The following is a 14770-nucleotide window of genomic DNA, read 5'->3' on the forward strand; positions in this document are numbered from 1 at the left end:
AGCCGAGCCCTTTCCCCCAGAACAGGAGACACCGATGACGATCAAAGTTGGCGACACGCTGCCCGAAACGACCTTCGTCAAGATGACCGAAAACGGCCCCGAACCGGTTGACAGCAAGAATTATTTTGCTGGCCGCAAGGTCGCGCTCTTCTCCGTTCCGGGCGCCTTCACGCCTACCTGCTCGGCCAAGCACCTGCCGGGCTATATCGAGAAGGAAAGCGACCTCAAGGCCAAGGGCGTCGACGAGATCGCCTGCACCGCCGTCAACGATCCGTTCGTCATGGGCGCGTGGGGCAAGGCCTCGTCGGCTGACGGCAAGGTGACAATGCTCGCAGATGGCAATGGCAGCTTCGCCGAAGCCGTCGGCCTCACCATGGACGGCAGCAAGTTCGGTCTCGGCACGCGCGGCCAGCGCTTCTCGATGCTGGTCAATGATGGCGTGGTCGAGCAGCTCCATGTCGAAGCGCCGGGCGAATTCCGCGTTTCCAGCGCCGATTTCATGCTCGAGCAGCTCTAAGACCATTGCGAGCGGGGCGGCGGCACAGGTCGCTGCTGCCCCGCACCCCGCCCCTCTTCCGCCTGTCATACAGGCCAGCTATGAAGGGGCATGAACCAAGCTTCCAGCACCCACATCGTCGAAGCGCTGATCGCGGGCTATGAAACCGCGACCGCCAATCTGCGCGAGGCCATTTTCGCTTATGCCAAGGATGGCACCGTGCCTTCCGCCCGCTCGGTGGCGGACCGGGATTTCTGCTATTCCTCGCTGATCATCGACTATCATCAGACCAATGACGGCGTGCCGAGCCGCCGCTCCTTCGCGCGCCTCTCTCGCCCCGGCCATTATGTGACGACGATCACCCGGCCGCAGATGTTCGCGCGCTATCTGACCGAACAGCTCGATCTGCTGATGGCCGACTATGAGGTGGAAGTCAGCGTCGGCCGGAGCGATCAGGCGATCCCGTTCCCCTATGTGCTGGATTCGCTGCCCGCCGGCACACTTGCTGCGATTCCGCCCAGCGAGCTGGCGCGCCATTTCCCCTCGACGGAGCTGGCGCAGATCGGTGATGAGGTGGCAGACGGGCTGCTGTTGCCCGGCCCATCAGGCGAGCGACCGCTGGCGCTGTTCGATGCGCTGCGCACGGATTTCAGTCTGGCGCGTCTGCGGCATTATACCGGCACGCCGCCCGAGCACGTCCAGCGCTACATCCTGTTCACCAACTATCACCGCTATGTCGATGAGTTCGTGCGCTGGGGCTGCACCGAACTCAAGCGACCGGGCACGCGCTTCACGGCGCTTTCCGGTGCCGGGGGCGCCGAGGTCACCGCCGACACCGCCAATCCGGAAAGCGCGATCGCTGACAGCGCCTGGCGGCGTCACCAGATGCCGGCCTATCATCTGATCGCCCCGGACGGCACGGGGATCACGCTGGTCAACATCGGCGTCGGCCCCGCCAACGCGAAGACCATCTGCGATCATCTCGCCGTGTTGCGACCCGAGGCATGGCTGATGATCGGCCACTGCGGCGGCCTGCGCCCGAGTCAGCGGATCGGCGATTATGTGCTGGCCCATGCCTATCTGCGCGACGACCATGTGCTCGACGAAATGCTACCGCCGGAAATTCCGGTGCCCGCCATTGCCGAGGTGCAGGTGGCCATGGCCGAGGCGTGCGAGCATATTCTGGGCGCCAGCGGCGACATGAAGCGCCGCCTGCGCACCGGCACCATCGTGACGACGGACGACCGCAACTGGGAGCTGCGCTACTCGCGTTCGGCCCTGCGCTTCTCCCTATCCCGCGCGGTCGGGGTGGATATGGAGAGCGCGACCATCGCTGCCCAAGGATATCGCTTCCGGGTGCCCTATGGCACGTTGCTGTGCGTCTCCGACAAGCCGATCCATGGCGAACTCAAGCTGCCGGGCCAGGCCAATCGCTTCTACGAGGAAGCCATAGCGGGCCACCTCGCCATCGGCATCGAGACCTGCGAACGCCTGCGCCAGCAGGGCGACCGCCTGCACAGCCGCAAGCTGCGCGCGTTCAACGAGCCGCCCTTTCGCTGACGGCTCGAACAGGCGTCAGGCCGGGCTCTCCTCCGCCAGCCGGCCGGCGACGCAAAGCCGATCGCGGCCCCCGCGCTTGGCCTCATACAGCGCATCGTCCGCCCGGCGCAGGAAGGTCGTGCGCCCCTCCGCCTCCGCCAGCGTGGCCGCGCCGATGCTGGCGGTGACCGCCAGCGTGTCGCCATTGGGCAAGTCGATGCTGTGGTGGCGCAACTGCCGCAGCAGCCGGTGCCCCAGCCGCGCCGCATCTTCCAGGCTGCTGTCCGGGGTGATGACGACGAACTCTTCGCCACCATAGCGCACCACGATGTCATTCAGGCGCACCTGGCTCTGGATCAACGAACTGACATGCCGCAGCACCTGATCCCCGACCAGATGCCCATAGAAATCATTGACGCCTTTGAAATGGTCGAGATCGATCATCAGCGTGGAAAGGGGGAGGCCCGAGCGGCGGGAGCGGCTGATCTCTTCGTCCAGCCTTGTGTCGAGATAGCGTCGGTTGAACGTGCCGGTGAGCGGATCGCGCACCACGTCGCGCTCCAGTATGGCGATGCGCACGAGATCCTGCGTGGTCAGCGCGGAGAGCCGGGCCACGGCGAGCACGAAGAACCCGCCCGCCAGCAGAATCAGACTGCCAAGCAAATCCGTTGGCTCCGACACCGTGGCAAAGCGGGTGCTGCCGTACACGGCATAGGCCATGATGAAGCCGACGACCAACCAGCGAAGGCGATTCCAGCGGCGGTACAAATCGCCACCTTTGAGGGCCTTGAGGATCGAATGGATCGAGGGAAGGGACGATGCGAGCAAGCCAATGCCGGCCGAGACGATTAACAGGAGAAGCCAGACCATATGCCCACCAGACCATCTAACATGCTGTCAAATAGCATGTTTATCTAAGCATTGCGCGCATTCCCTGCTGCGTTAACCATCATTCGCACCTCCGCTCGCCTCGCCCGCGCCTAGCGCATCAGCGGACTATCAAGGCTTCGGTGTAAGGACGGGGCAGAGCCGGCGCGCCCTGCCCCGCTGGCGGCTCACCAGCCGCAGCTCTTTCCCTTGTTCTGCCGGTCAAGCCAGGTCTTCAGCGGCGAGAAATAGGCGGCCAGCGCCTTGCCGCTCATCTCGCGCGAGCCGGTGAAGGTCTCCAGCGCATCCGGCCACGGGCGGGAGGCGCCCATTTCCAGCATAGCGTTCAGCTTTTCGCCGACGGCCTTGTTGCCGTAGAAGGAACAGCGGTGGAGCGGCCCCTTCCAGCCCGACTGCTTGCAGGCAGCCTCATAGAATTGGAACTGCAGCAGCCGCGCCAGGAAGTAGCGGGTATAGGGCACGCTCGCCGGAATGTGATATTTCGCGCCGGCGTCGAACGCGTCATCCGGACGGTCCGTTGGCGGAACGATGCCCTGATATTGCAGCCGCATGGCATTCCACGCCTCGTTGTAGTCCGCCGGCTGGATGGAGCCGTCGAACACGCCCCAGCGCCAGCGATCGATCAGCAGGCCGAAAGGCAGGAAGGCGATCTTGTCCATTGCCTGCCGCAGCAGCAGGCCGATGTCCTTGTCCGTGCCTGGCACCTTGGACGGATCGAGCAGGCCGATGTCGACCAGATATTGCGGCGTGATCGACAGCGCGATGGTGTCGCCAATGGCCTCGTGGAAGCCGTCATTGGCGCCGTTCAGATAGAGGAAGCTCTTGTCCTTGTAGGCGCGCTGATAATAATTGTGCCCCAGCTCATGGTGGATGGTGACGAAGTCACCGCTGTCCACCTTGGTGCACATCTTGATGCGGATATCGTCCTTGTTGTCGATATCCCAGGCAGAGGCGTGGCAGACCACTTCCCGGTCGAGCGGCTTGATGAACTGGGTGCGCGTCCAGAAGGTTTCCGGCAGCGGGTCGAAGCCGAGGGAGGAGAAGAAGCCCTCGCCGAACTTGAACATCTGCGTTTCCCACTTGCCACGCTTGGCGGGGTCCGCCTCAGTCGGGCTGGTTTCCACATAGCCCTTGGCCTTGAGCAATGCGCCGATGTCATAGCCCAGATCCCCTGCTCCGGCCGGCGCGACCAGCGGGTAGATATTGCCCCACTCCTGCGCCCACATGTTGCCGAGCAGATCGGCGCGGATCGGCCCGGTCTTGGGCTGGACCGCGTCGCCATATTTGGCGTTCAGCTTGTCCCGGACATAGCAGTGCAGCGAATCGTAGAGCGGCTTCACATCCTGCCAGAGCTTCTCGGTCAGCTTGGCGAAGTCGTCCGGCGGCATATCGTAATTGGAGCGCCACATCGCGCCTGCATCCGCAAAGCCCAGCTCCTTGGCGCCTTCATTGGCGATGGTTACCAGCCGCTCGAACTCGCCGCGCATCGGTTTGCCGACATTGTCATGCCAGCTCGTCCACATCTCGCGATATTCGTTCGGCGTGTGGTTGAGATTGCCCATCTCCGCTTCAATATCGCTGCCGTTGATCGGCTTGCCGTCCAACGTGCCGCGGCCCTTGCCATAATCGGACTGCAGCTTGGTCGCGATGGCGTTCAGCTCGGCGGCAGCGCCGGGCGTGGTCGGCGCCGGCAGCACGATGCCTGCCCGCAAGATGTCGAGCTTGCGCTTGGTGTCGTAGGAGAGGCCCGGCACCTTCTCGAACTTGGCGGCCTCCAGCGCATAGCGGACCGACATCTCGGTGCCCTTGGCGCCGACGCGGGCGGCAAGCGCATCGGTATCCTCGGTCAGATAGGTCGCGTTGACCCAATAGACCTGATTGGCCTCCAGCGAATAATCGAAGAATTCCTTCTCGGCCTGCGCCACGAGCGCATCGGCCTGAGCCGCCGTGGGCGTGGCCTGCGCCGGAGCCGAATCGGCCTGGGCCAAAGCCGGCGCGCCACAAACGGCCAATGAGAGCGCTGCCGCTACGGCAAGGCGCGAAACGGGGTTGAGCATGATTGGTGTTCCTGAACCTGTGGCCTGAGCCTGTGGATTGCGGCCAAGCTGGCCTGTCAGGGCTAGGTTCGTCAACCGGCGAGATAATCGGCGATGGCCTGCCCGAATTCGGGCTTGGTGATCGCTGTCATATGGGTGCCGGGGCATGTCCCGCGTTGCGCATTGGGCAGAGCCGCGACCAGCGCATCGGCCGACCCATTATCGTCATCATCCTCGCCGCACAGCACCAACGTCGGCATCGTCACCTTGGCCAGCACCCCGCGATCCATATCGCTCATGCTCATCAGCAGCAGGCGCAGCGCCACCGGGTCGATCTTCATGGTCTTCATGAACTGGATCGCCATATAGTCGCGGTCACCCGGCCGTACCGTCTCGAAATGATCGAGCGCGTTGAGAAAGAACTGCCGGCGGCGCGTCCACTCCAGCAGGCCTTCCAGCCCCATGCCGCCGAGCACCAGTCGCCGTGGTGTCATGCCCCGGTCGATCAACCCCAGGCACAGCCGCGCGCCCATGGAATAGCCGACAAGATCGAACTGGGTGACGCCCAGCGCGCCGATTACCGCTTCCACGTCCAGCAGCATCACGTCCTGCGGATAGGCATCGGCATCCGTCGACGCATCGCTGCTGCCATGCACGCGCTGATCGATCATGATCGCCTCGAAACCGGCATCTGCGATTTTCTGGGCGGTGCCATATCGCTGCCAGTTGATTTGCGCGCTGGAACTTAGGCCGTGCAGCATGATGACCGCCGGCCCATCGCCAAGCCGATGGACGGCGATGCGCGTGCCGTCATGGCCTTGAAGATGGTCGATGCGGATCGTCGATGTCTCTGTCATCGCCCGATTGTGGCGGAGATCGGGTCCGAAAGGCAAGGCCAATGCGCGGGAGATGAGCGCCCTGTCCCGCCAATGGGTGACAGAGTCTGGACTTGCTTTTAATAAGCCCGCTTACTAAATGCGCCGGCATCATGGACGGCAATCATCTCGCCTTTGCAATCGGCGACCTCGGGCGCCTGTATCGTCGCAGGTTTGACGAGCGCACCCGCAGCCTTGGCATTACCGGGCCGCAGATGCGCGCGCTCGCGCAGATCATGCGCTTTCCCGGCATCAACCAAGGCGCACTTGCCGAGCGGCTTGATGTCGAGCCGATCACGACCTGCCGGATGGTGGACCGCCTCGAGCAGGCCGACATGGTCGAGCGCCGTCGCGATCCGCAGGACCGCCGCGCCTGGCAGCTGTTCCTGACCGAGGCGGCCAAGCCGCTCGCCGCCGAATTGCAACAGATCGGCCAGCGGGTTCTCAATGAATCGCTCGCCGGCATTTCAGCGGAGGATCAGGAAACCGTGCTTTCCGTGCTCTGCCGCATCCGTGACAATCTTTCCGGCGATAGCCAGCCTGCCACTGACGAGGCCGCAAAGGAGGCGGCAGTCCATGTCTGAAGCCGATCCTGCCCTGCGTCCGACCGCTCAGGCGCCTGCGCCTGCCGAGACCGTGGCCGCGCCCGATGAATCAGCCGCAGCGGAGCCGCGCGGCAAGCGTTTGCGCAACCGCCTGCTCATGATTTCGGTACCGTTGATCATTCTGGCGGTGGGCGCGTGGTTCTGGGCGACGAGCGGGCGCACCGTGTCGACCGACAATGCCTATGTGAAGCAGGACATCGTGGCGGTCGGCAGTGATGTCGCAGGGCGGATCATCGAGGTGAAGGTTCGCGAGAACCAGATGGTGAAGGCCGGAGACGTGCTGTTCGTCGTCGACCAGCAGCCTTACAAGGTCGCGCTCCAGCAGGCCAACGCCCAAATCGCCAACGCGCAGGTCGCGGTCGGGCGCCTCCGCACCGATTTTCAGGCAACGAATGTCGACATCACCGGTGCGCGTGAGGATGTCTATTACGCCCAGCAGGATCTCGACCGGCAGCAGGCGCTAATGAAGGACGGGTTCACCACCCGCGCCCGTCTCCAGCAATCCCAGCAGGCGCTCGACAATGCCCGCACGCGGCTGCGCACGGCGGAGGCCGATGCCGCCAAGGCCAAGGCGGCGCTCGCCAACGGCGCGCAGGTGCCGGGCGTCAATCCTGAAATCGCCGCGGCACAAGCCCAGCGCGATCAGGCCGCCCTCAATCTGGATCGCACCGTGGTCCATGCCCCGGTCTCCGGCCGGATCAGCCAGGCCAGTCGCCTGCAAGTCGGTCAGATGGCGGTGCAAGGTCTGCCGCTCGTCAGCATCGTCGCCAGCGACCGGATCTGGGTGACCGCCAATTTCAAGGAAACCGATCTCGACCGGATGCGCCCGGGCCAGAGCGCGGACATCAAGATCGATGCCTATCCCGGCTCGCATATCCGTGGCCATGTCGATAGCATTGGCGCGGGCACCGGCTCTGAATTCTCGGTGCTCCCGGCCCAGAATGCCAATGGCAACTGGGTGAAGGTGACGCAGCGCGTGCCGGTGCGCATTGCCATAGACGGCCATCCGCAGCGGCCGATGATCGCTGGCCTGAGCGCGAAGGTGACGGTGGACATTCACGCGACCAAAGCTGGCGCCGCAGTCGCCTCCGCCCGCTGACGCAAACCGGCATCATGGCTCCCGCGTCGGATCTTCCGCAACTGCAGGTGCGCCACAAGGCGCTGCTGACCATGGCGATCATGTCGGCCATGATCATGCAGGTGCTCGATACGACGATCACCAACGTGGCGCTGCCGCACATGCGCGCATCGCTCGGCGCCAGTGACGAGACGATCAGCTGGGTACTCACCAGCTACATCCTCGCCGCCGCCATCGCCATTCCCATCACCGGCTGGCTGGCCGACCGGATCGGGACGCGGCGCCTGCTGCTGATTTCCGTCTTCGTCTTCGTGGTGGCCTCCGTGCTCTGCGGCATTGCGCAGAGCCTGACGGAGATGGTGCTGTTCCGCGCCCTGCAGGGTGTCGGCGGCGCCTTTGTCGGCCCGCTGGCGCAAAGCTTGATGCTCGACATCAATCGCCCGTCCCAGCACGCCAAGGCGATGTCCGTCTATGGCATGGGCGTCATGATCGGCCCGATCATGGGTCCGGTGGTCGGCGGGTGGCTGACCGAGTGGATCGACTGGCGCTGGTGCTTCTTCGTCAACGTCCCTTTCGGCATCGTCTGCCTGGTCGGACTTTACGCTCTACTTCCCGAGAAGCCGCTCCAGCGGCGGAACTTCGACCTGTTCGGCTTCGCGCTGATCGCCTTGGGTCTGGCGAGCCTCCAGCTCATGCTTGATCGCGGGCAACATGCCGACTGGTTCTCCTCGACGGAAATCTGGGTCGAGGCCGCTCTGGCCGTCAGCGGCCTGTGGATGTTCGCAGTCCACACGCTCACCGCCCGCAAGCCGCTCTTCGCCCCTGCCCTCTTCGCAGATCGCAATTTCCTGAGCGCCGCTGCGTTCATGTTCATCATCGGGCTGGTGATGTTCGCCGCCATGGCGCTGCTCCCGCCGCTGCTCCAGGGCCTCTATGGCTATTCGGTGGTCGACACCGGCTGGATCCTGGCGACGCGCGGTGCCGGTCTGCTGGTCGCCATGGCCCTTTCCAGCCGCCTGACCAGCCTCATCGATCCGCGCGTGCTGATTGCCGGCGGCTTCTCGGTGACCGCCAGTTCCTTGTGGATGATGACCGGCTGGTCACTGGAGCAGAACTGGGTGCCGTTCGTGGTCACCGGCGTGGTTCAGGGGGCCGGCATCGGCATCGTATTCGTGCCCCTGCAGATGCTCGCCTTCGGCACATTGCCACCCGGCGCCCGCACCGAGGGCGCCGCCGTGCTCAACCTCACCCGGAACATCGGCTCCTCCATCGGCATCGCGGTGGTGATGGCGCTGCTGGCGCGCAACAGCCAGGTCAGCCATGCCGATCTCACGCAGCATATCTCGTCTGCCCATCTGCCGGTGGACCCGAGCGAGTTGCAGCGCTTCGGCAGCTTCGGCACGACCGTGCTCGCGACAATCGACGGGATCGTGAACCAGCAGGCGACGATGATCGCCTTCCTCGACGATTTCTACGCCATGGCCATCGTCAGCACGCTGATCATCCCGGCCGCCTTCTTCCTGCGCAAGCCCAAGCGCGGCCCCGGATCACCGCCGCCACCGCCGATCAGCGAGTGAGGTGCAACGCCAGTCCCGGCGGACAGTCGCCGCCGGGCTTTGGCAGGTAAGGCTCAGCCCTTCTGCAGGTGCTTGCGGCCGAGCAGTTCGGCGATCTGCACCGCATTCAGCGCTGCGCCCTTGCGCAGATTATCCGAGACGCACCAGAGCGACAGGCCGTTCTCGACGGTCGAATCCTCGCGTACGCGGCTGACGAAGGTCGCATAATCGCCCACGCACTCGACCGGGGTGACGTATCCGCCGTCCTCATGCTTGTCGACGAGCATCACGCCCGGCGCCTCGCGCAGGATCTTCTGCGCTTCCTTCGCGCTGATCTCGTCCTCGAACTCGATGTTCACGGCCTCGCTGTGGCCGACGAACACCGGCACGCGCACGCAGGTCGCGGTGACCTTGATCTTGGGATCGAGGATCTTCTTGGTCTCGACCACCATCTTCCACTCTTCCTTGGTGGAGCCATCGTCGAGAAACACGTCGATGTGGGGAATGACGTTGAAGGCGATCTGCTTGGTGAACTTCTTGGGCTCAGCGGAATCCCCGACGAAGATGTTACGGCTCTGCTCGAACAGCTCGTCCATCCCCTCCTTACCGGCACCGGACACGGACTGGTAGGTCGCCACGACCACGCGCTTGATCTTGGCGGCATCGTGCAGCGGCTTGAGCGCCACGACGAGCTGGGCTGTCGAGCAATTGGGGTTGGCGATGATGTTCTTGCGCTTGTAGCCCTCGATGGCCTCGGGATTCACTTCCGGCACGATCAGCGGCACATCCGGGTCCATGCGGTAGAGCGAGCTGTTGTCGATCACCACGCAGCCGGCCGCAGCAGCCTTGGGGGCATATTCCTTGGTCGGTCCGGAGCCGGCGGCGAACAGGGCCATATCCCAGCCCGTGAAATCGAAATGCTCGATATTCTTGACCTTGAGCATCTTGCCGGTCTCGCCGAACTCGATCTCGTCGCCAGTCGACCGCGCGCTGGCAACGGCCGCGATCTCGTCGATGGGAAACTCCCGCTCGGCAAGAATGTTGAGCATTTCGCGACCGACGTTGCCGGTGGCGCCTACGACGACGACACGATATCCCACAGGGGCTTCTCCAGCGGTTGAATGAGGGGAACTGCGGGCCGGATACCGCAAAAGGGCCGCAGAGGCAAAAGCGCAATCTTGTGGCGGGTACTTGTGCCCCGCCGTTGAAGCGTCAGGGCTTTTCTGGTGGCGGCGCGCCGGTCAGCGCGCGCATATCCTCGTCTTTCCACGGTGCAGGCAGGCTGCTCTGTGGGCAGTAGCGCGCCTTGTTGGCCCAGCCGCTGTCCGATTGGGCGGCGTAATTTTCCGCATCGGTCACGTCATAGGTCCGGGTGCTGGTGCGCACCTCCTGCCGGTTCGCGATGGCATCGCCTTCCCGGCATGTCTCGGTCACGCGATAGGTGGTGGCGCCGGTCTTCTCGATGGTGCCGAAGGTGCAACTGTAGCGCGCCCCGCTATAGCCATTCCGGCCGATCAGCGTGACCGTGGCTTTGGAAGCTGACTCGCAGGCCGTTTCATTGGAGACATAATAACCCAGCCGCAAGGGCAGGCCACCGACGAGCACTTTACCGGGTTCTGTGCTATTCGCCGCGCTATTGCCGGCGCTGTTCATCGCATTGGCTGCCTTGGCTTGCGATCCGACGTCGCCTTCCAGCACGTTGAGGCTGTTCGAGACGTCCTCCGACAGATTTGACCCGGATTGGCCGCAGGCAGAAAGAAGCGCCAGTGCCGCCACCAGGGTCAATCGTCTCATCATGCCTCCTCCATCTCATCAGCTTCGATAGAGAATGGGCGTTGGGGGCCGCAGTGACAACCCCGAGCAGCTGCATTTTTCCGCAAAACATGGACTTCCCTGCCTCACGCGCCTAAACGCGCCGCATGTCTGCCAACCCCGCCCTTCTCTCCTTCGCCAAGATGCACGGCCTTGGAAATGACTTCGTGGTCATCGATGCCCGCGAGCGACCGGTCGTCATGACCGAGCAACTGGCGCGGGCCATTGCCGACCGTCGGACCGGGGTGGGATGCGATCAGCTGATCGTCGTCGGCGCCTCCGAGCGCGCCGATGTCTCCATGCGCATCTTCAACCAGGATGGCAGCGAGGTCGATGCGTGCGGCAATGCCACCCGCTGCGTGCCGCTGTTCGTGGGACGAGACGTGACCATCGAGACCAATGCCGGACTGCTGGAGGCCCATCGCCAGGGCGATCTGGTCAGCGTCGACATGGGCGAGGCGCGGACGGATTGGGAGCAGGTGCCGCTGGCTTATGCCATGGACACGCTCACCATGCCGGTGAGCTGGGACGATCTGCCGGCGCCGTCCGCGGTGAGCATTGGCAACCCGCATGTGGTGTTCTTCGTCGATGCGCTGGATGATATCGACATGGCGCGCCTCGGGCCGTTGATCGAGCATGATCCGCTGTTCCCCGCCCGCGTGAACGTGAATTTCGCGCAGATGCTCGCGCCCGACCATATTCGGTTGGTGGTCTGGGAGCGCGGAGCCGGCTTCACCCAGGCCTGCGGGACCGGCGCCTGCGCGACGGCAGTCAGCGCGCTTCGCCGGCGGATCGCGCAAGGTCCGGTGCGCGTCAGTCTGCCGGGCGGTGATCTTCTCATCGATTGGGCGCCGGGTGGCCATATCAGCATGACCGGCCCGGCTGCCCATGTGTTCGATGGCACGCTCGATCCGGCTGAGTTCGCACCCGCCGCATGACCGGCCCCGAGGTCATCACGCTCGGCTGCCGGCTCAACATCGCCGAGAGTGAGGCCATTCGCCAGCAATTGGGCGGGCGGGACGATCTTGTCGTGGTGAATAGCTGCGCGGTCACCGGCGAGGCCGTTCGCCAGACCCGCCAGGCCATTCGCCGCGCCCACCGCGCCCGGCCGGAAGCTCGCATCGTGGTCACGGGCTGCGCGGCGCAGACCGACCCCGGAATGTTCGCTGCTATGCCGGAGGTGACTGCCGTCATCGGCAATGGCGAGAAAGCAGCCTTTGCAGAGCATCTCCGGACCTCTCCGTTCGTATCGAGCGAAGTCGAGATACGGCCAGGCTCGTCCTCTGGTGTCTCGACTTCGCTCGACACGAACGGAGGAGAGATTCCATCGCCCGAGCGGGTCCGCGTCGCCGATATCATGACCCTCGAACATCAGGCGCCGCACCTGCTGGCCGCCTTTGCCGAGCGGGTTCGCGCCTTCGTCGTGGTGCAGAATGGCTGCGATCATCGCTGCACCTTCTGCATCATCCCCTTCGGCCGTGGGCCGAGCCGGTCGGTGCCGGCCGGCGCCGTCGTGGATCAGGTTCGCGCGCTGGTCGATGAGGGCGTGCAGGAAATCGTGCTTACCGGCGTCGACGTGACGAGCTATGGCCCGGACCTGCCCGGCACGCCCAGTCTCGGGCTGCTGGTCGAGCGCATCCTGCGCCATGTGCCCGATCTGCCCCGCCTGCGCCTCTCTTCGCTCGACGGCATCGAGATCGACGACCGGCTGTTCGACCTCATCTCCGGCGAACCGCGGCTCATGCCGCATGTCCATCTCTCGCTGCAGGCGGGCGATGACATGATCCTCAAGCGGATGAAGCGTCGGCACAGCCGTGCCCAGGCCGTCGATCTGGTCGAGCGCTTGCACGCGCGGCGCCCGGAGATCGCCATCGGCGCGGACATCATCGCCGGCTTCCCGACCGAGGACGATGCGATGTTCGAGAACAGCTTGGCGCTGGTCCGCGATTGCCGCATCGTTCACGGCCATATTTTCCCTTATTCTCCGCGTGACACCACCCCGGCTGCGCGGATGCCCCAGCTCGACCGGGGCGTAATTCGCGAGCGCGCCGCGCGCCTTCGGGCCGCCTGTGAAGCGGAACGGATGGCATGGCTTCGCGCCCTCGTCGGCTCCACCCAGAGCGTGCTGACCGAGACCAGCGGCCTCATGGGCCATGGCGAGAGCTTCGCACCGGTCCGCTTTGCTGCCCCCCAAAAGCCCGGCGAGATTGTCCGCGCCCGCATCACAGGGCTTGAGGGAAACACGCTCATCGCGCATGGAGCCGAGCATGGCTGAACTTTCCTGGCGCGATCGCCTTTTCGGCGGCTTCAAACGCACTTCCGACCGGCTCGGCGAGAGCATTTCCGGCGTCTTTGCCAAGGCGGCTCTTGATGAGCAGACGCTCGATGAACTCGAGGAAGCGCTCTACACCACCGATCTCGGGCCGGCGATGGCCGCGCGCATCCGTGACCGGCTGGCCGAGGGGCGCTTCAACAAGGAACTGACCGAGGAATATCTGCGCGAGATCCTCGCCGAGGAAATCGAGAAGGTGCTGACCCCGGTAGCCAAGCCCATCGAGATCGAGGCTTTCCCGCGCCCGCAGGTCATCCTAGTCATCGGCGTCAACGGCTCGGGCAAGACGACGACCATCGCCAAGCTCGCGCATCTATTCCAGGAGCAGGACTACAGCGTGATGCTGGCGGCCGGCGACACCTTCCGCGCCGCGGCCATCGGCCAGTTGCGCATCTGGGCCGAGCGGTTGGGCGTGCCCATCGTCACCGGGCCGGAAGGCGGCGATGCGGCGGGGGTGGTGTTCGACGCGGTCAAGCAGGCGACCGCGCAGGGCACGGATATCCTCATCGTCGATACCGCCGGCCGATTGCAGAACCGCACGGAGCTGATGGACGAGCTGGCCAAGATCCGCCGCGTGCTGGGACGCCTCAATCCCGCCGCGCCGCACGATGTCGTGCTCGTGCTCGACGCAACCACCGGCCAGAATGCGCTGTCGCAGATCGAGATTTTCCAGAATGTCGCTAACGTCACCGGGCTGGTGATGACCAAGCTGGATGGCACGGCGCGCGGCGGCGTTCTGGTCGCGGCGGCCGAGAAATTCGGCCTGCCCATTCACGCCATCGGCGTAGGCGAGAAGATCGACGATCTGCGCCCCTTCGACCCCGGCGAACTCGCCCACGCCATTGCAGGAGCGGCTTATGCACGCTGACGACAAAGCCCCGCCCCGCGTCGACGCGACCATCGATTCCGCGCCGATAGCACCCGGCCCCAAGGGTGAAAGCTGGCTGCCGATGGCGCTTGATTTCGGCCCGTTGCTCGTCTTCTTCCTCGCCACCAAGGTCATCGGCATGTTTGCCGGCACGGCCGCCTTCATGGCCGCGATTGCGGTGGCCGTCGTGGTCAGTAAATGGCGGCTGGGCAAAGTGTCGCCGATGCTCTGGCTCTCGGCGATCCTGGTCCTCTTCTTCGGCGCCCTGACGCTGTATTTCCATGATCCGGCCTTCATCCAGCTCAAGCCGACGATCATATACGGTTTCTTCGCGCTGATGCTGATCGGTGGCTGGATGGGTGGGCGTCCGTTGCTGCGCTACCTGCTGCAGTCGGCCTATAGCGGGCTGGATGAAACGGGCTGGCTCAAGCTCTCGCGCAACTGGGGCTTCTTCTTCGCGGCGCTCGGCGTGGCGAATGAACTGATGCGGATGTCGCTCGATTTCGATACTTGGCTGCTCGTCAAGGTCTGGGGCGTCACCGCTGCCTCGATGCTGTTCGCCATGGCCAATGTCCCCATGCTCATGAAGCACGGTCTGGAGCTGGGCGACAAGCAGAGCGGCCCAACAGCCTAAGACAAGCGCGCGATAAGAATTGGTGTCGGCCGAAGAATTTTAGCAATATTT

14 protein-coding genes are annotated in these 14770 nt (G+C 64.4%); 9 read left to right on the top strand and 5 right to left on the bottom strand.

Going from position 1 to position 14770, the window contains the following annotated elements; translation table 11 throughout:
* Positions 1 to 34 precede the first annotated feature (34 nt).
* Entirely contained in the window at positions 35 to 517 is a 483-nt protein-coding gene (locus tag M2341_RS09740; protein ID WP_181559727.1) for a peroxiredoxin, read from the top strand.
* 90 nt (positions 518 to 607) lie between these two features.
* Positions 608 to 2056 (top strand): AMP nucleosidase, encoded by a 1449-nt coding sequence (locus M2341_RS09745; RefSeq protein ID WP_264585092.1) that lies wholly within the window; start codon positions 608 to 610, stop codon positions 2054 to 2056.
* Between the two features lie 15 nt (positions 2057 to 2071).
* Here the strand turns inward: M2341_RS09745 and M2341_RS09750 are convergent, their stop codons facing one another.
* The 3 genes from M2341_RS09750 to M2341_RS09760 all read right to left on the bottom strand — a co-directional run bounded on the left by M2341_RS09750 (position 2072) and on the right by M2341_RS09760 (position 5816).
* The gene (locus M2341_RS09750) at positions 2072 to 2905 is read right to left on the bottom strand and encodes a GGDEF domain-containing protein (RefSeq protein WP_264585093.1); all 834 of its coding nucleotides are present in this window, start codon (positions 2903 to 2905) and stop codon (positions 2072 to 2074) included.
* Between the two features lie 185 nt (positions 2906 to 3090).
* The gene (locus M2341_RS09755; protein WP_264585094.1) at positions 3091 to 4980 is read right to left on the bottom strand and encodes a M2 family metallopeptidase; all 1890 of its coding nucleotides are present in this window, start codon (positions 4978 to 4980) and stop codon (positions 3091 to 3093) included.
* Between the two features lie 71 nt (positions 4981 to 5051).
* Positions 5052 to 5816, bottom strand: coding sequence for an alpha/beta fold hydrolase (locus M2341_RS09760; protein WP_264585095.1), 765 nt, complete (start codon positions 5814 to 5816; stop codon positions 5052 to 5054).
* Positions 5817 to 5947: 131 nt separating this feature from the next.
* Between M2341_RS09760 and M2341_RS09765 the strand changes: the two genes are divergently transcribed.
* From M2341_RS09765 to M2341_RS09775, 3 genes are read left to right on the top strand one after another with little or no spacing between them, the layout of a single operon-like run.
* Positions 5948 to 6418: a MarR family winged helix-turn-helix transcriptional regulator gene (locus M2341_RS09765; RefSeq protein ID WP_264585096.1), complete on the top strand. Its 471-nt coding sequence runs from the start codon at positions 5948 to 5950 to the stop codon at positions 6416 to 6418.
* Positions 6411 to 7538 (top strand): HlyD family secretion protein, encoded by a 1128-nt coding sequence (locus M2341_RS09770; protein ID WP_264585097.1) that lies wholly within the window; start codon positions 6411 to 6413, stop codon positions 7536 to 7538. Before M2341_RS09765 ends, M2341_RS09770 begins: the two co-directional genes overlap by 8 nt.
* 14 nt (positions 7539 to 7552) lie before the next feature.
* A complete protein-coding gene (locus tag M2341_RS09775) occupies positions 7553 to 9094 on the top strand; it encodes a DHA2 family efflux MFS transporter permease subunit (RefSeq protein ID WP_264585098.1) in 1542 nt (513 codons plus the stop codon).
* A 53-nt stretch (positions 9095 to 9147) separates the two neighbouring features.
* Here M2341_RS09775 and M2341_RS09780 read toward each other — a convergent pair whose 3' ends face one another.
* Both M2341_RS09780 and M2341_RS09785 read right to left on the bottom strand, forming a co-directional pair.
* A complete protein-coding gene (locus tag M2341_RS09780) occupies positions 9148 to 10173 on the bottom strand; it encodes an aspartate-semialdehyde dehydrogenase (RefSeq protein ID WP_264570363.1) in 1026 nt (341 codons plus the stop codon).
* A 112-nt stretch (positions 10174 to 10285) separates the two neighbouring features.
* Positions 10286 to 10870: a hypothetical protein gene (locus M2341_RS09785; RefSeq protein WP_264585099.1), complete on the bottom strand. Its 585-nt coding sequence runs from the start codon at positions 10868 to 10870 to the stop codon at positions 10286 to 10288.
* Between the two features lie 122 nt (positions 10871 to 10992).
* Here M2341_RS09785 and dapF point away from each other — a divergent pair, with 122 nt between their 5' ends.
* Genes dapF through M2341_RS09805 form a run of 4 tightly spaced genes read left to right on the top strand, consistent with a single transcriptional unit; the run spans position 10993 to position 14719 of the window.
* Complete coding sequence (gene dapF, locus M2341_RS09790; RefSeq protein ID WP_264585100.1) at positions 10993 to 11823, top strand: diaminopimelate epimerase; 831 nt, start codon at positions 10993 to 10995, stop codon at positions 11821 to 11823.
* A complete protein-coding gene (gene mtaB, locus M2341_RS09795) occupies positions 11820 to 13160 on the top strand; it encodes a tRNA (N(6)-L-threonylcarbamoyladenosine(37)-C(2))-methylthiotransferase MtaB (protein WP_264585101.1) in 1341 nt (446 codons plus the stop codon). Before dapF ends, mtaB begins: the two co-directional genes overlap by 4 nt.
* The gene (gene ftsY / locus M2341_RS09800; RefSeq protein ID WP_264572890.1) at positions 13153 to 14085 is read left to right on the top strand and encodes a signal recognition particle-docking protein FtsY; all 933 of its coding nucleotides are present in this window, start codon (positions 13153 to 13155) and stop codon (positions 14083 to 14085) included. Before mtaB ends, ftsY begins: the two co-directional genes overlap by 8 nt.
* Positions 14075 to 14719, top strand: a complete 645-nt coding sequence (locus M2341_RS09805; RefSeq protein ID WP_413714723.1) for an inner membrane-spanning protein YciB — start codon at positions 14075 to 14077, stop codon at positions 14717 to 14719. Before ftsY ends, M2341_RS09805 begins: the two co-directional genes overlap by 11 nt.
* The last annotated feature ends 51 nt before the right edge of the window (positions 14720 to 14770 follow it).

This window comes from Sphingobium sp. B7D2B, assembly GCF_025961895.1.
GTDB lineage: Bacteria > Pseudomonadota > Alphaproteobacteria > Sphingomonadales > Sphingomonadaceae > Sphingobium.

Coding starts and splice junctions, on each gene's coding strand:
- M2341_RS09740 (WP_181559727.1), top strand. CDS start 35: ATGACGATCAAAGTTGGCGACACGCTGCCCGAAACGACCTTCGTCAAG.
- M2341_RS09745 (WP_264585092.1), top strand. CDS start 608: ATGAACCAAGCTTCCAGCACCCACATCGTCGAAGCGCTGATCGCGGGC.
- M2341_RS09750 (WP_264585093.1), bottom strand. CDS start 2,905: ATGGTCTGGCTTCTCCTGTTAATCGTCTCGGCCGGCATTGGCTTGCTC.
- M2341_RS09755 (WP_264585094.1), bottom strand. CDS start 4,980: ATGCTCAACCCCGTTTCGCGCCTTGCCGTAGCGGCAGCGCTCTCATTG.
- M2341_RS09760 (WP_264585095.1), bottom strand. CDS start 5,816: ATGACAGAGACATCGACGATCCGCATCGACCATCTTCAAGGCCATGAC.
- M2341_RS09765 (WP_264585096.1), top strand. CDS start 5,948: ATGGACGGCAATCATCTCGCCTTTGCAATCGGCGACCTCGGGCGCCTG.
- M2341_RS09770 (WP_264585097.1), top strand. CDS start 6,411: ATGTCTGAAGCCGATCCTGCCCTGCGTCCGACCGCTCAGGCGCCTGCG.
- M2341_RS09775 (WP_264585098.1), top strand. CDS start 7,553: ATGGCTCCCGCGTCGGATCTTCCGCAACTGCAGGTGCGCCACAAGGCG.
- M2341_RS09785 (WP_264585099.1), bottom strand. CDS start 10,870: ATGATGAGACGATTGACCCTGGTGGCGGCACTGGCGCTTCTTTCTGCC.
- dapF (WP_264585100.1), top strand. CDS start 10,993: ATGTCTGCCAACCCCGCCCTTCTCTCCTTCGCCAAGATGCACGGCCTT.
- mtaB (WP_264585101.1), top strand. CDS start 11,820: ATGACCGGCCCCGAGGTCATCACGCTCGGCTGCCGGCTCAACATCGCC.
- ftsY (WP_264572890.1), top strand. CDS start 13,153: ATGGCTGAACTTTCCTGGCGCGATCGCCTTTTCGGCGGCTTCAAACGC.
- M2341_RS09805 (WP_413714723.1), top strand. CDS start 14,075: ATGCACGCTGACGACAAAGCCCCGCCCCGCGTCGACGCGACCATCGAT.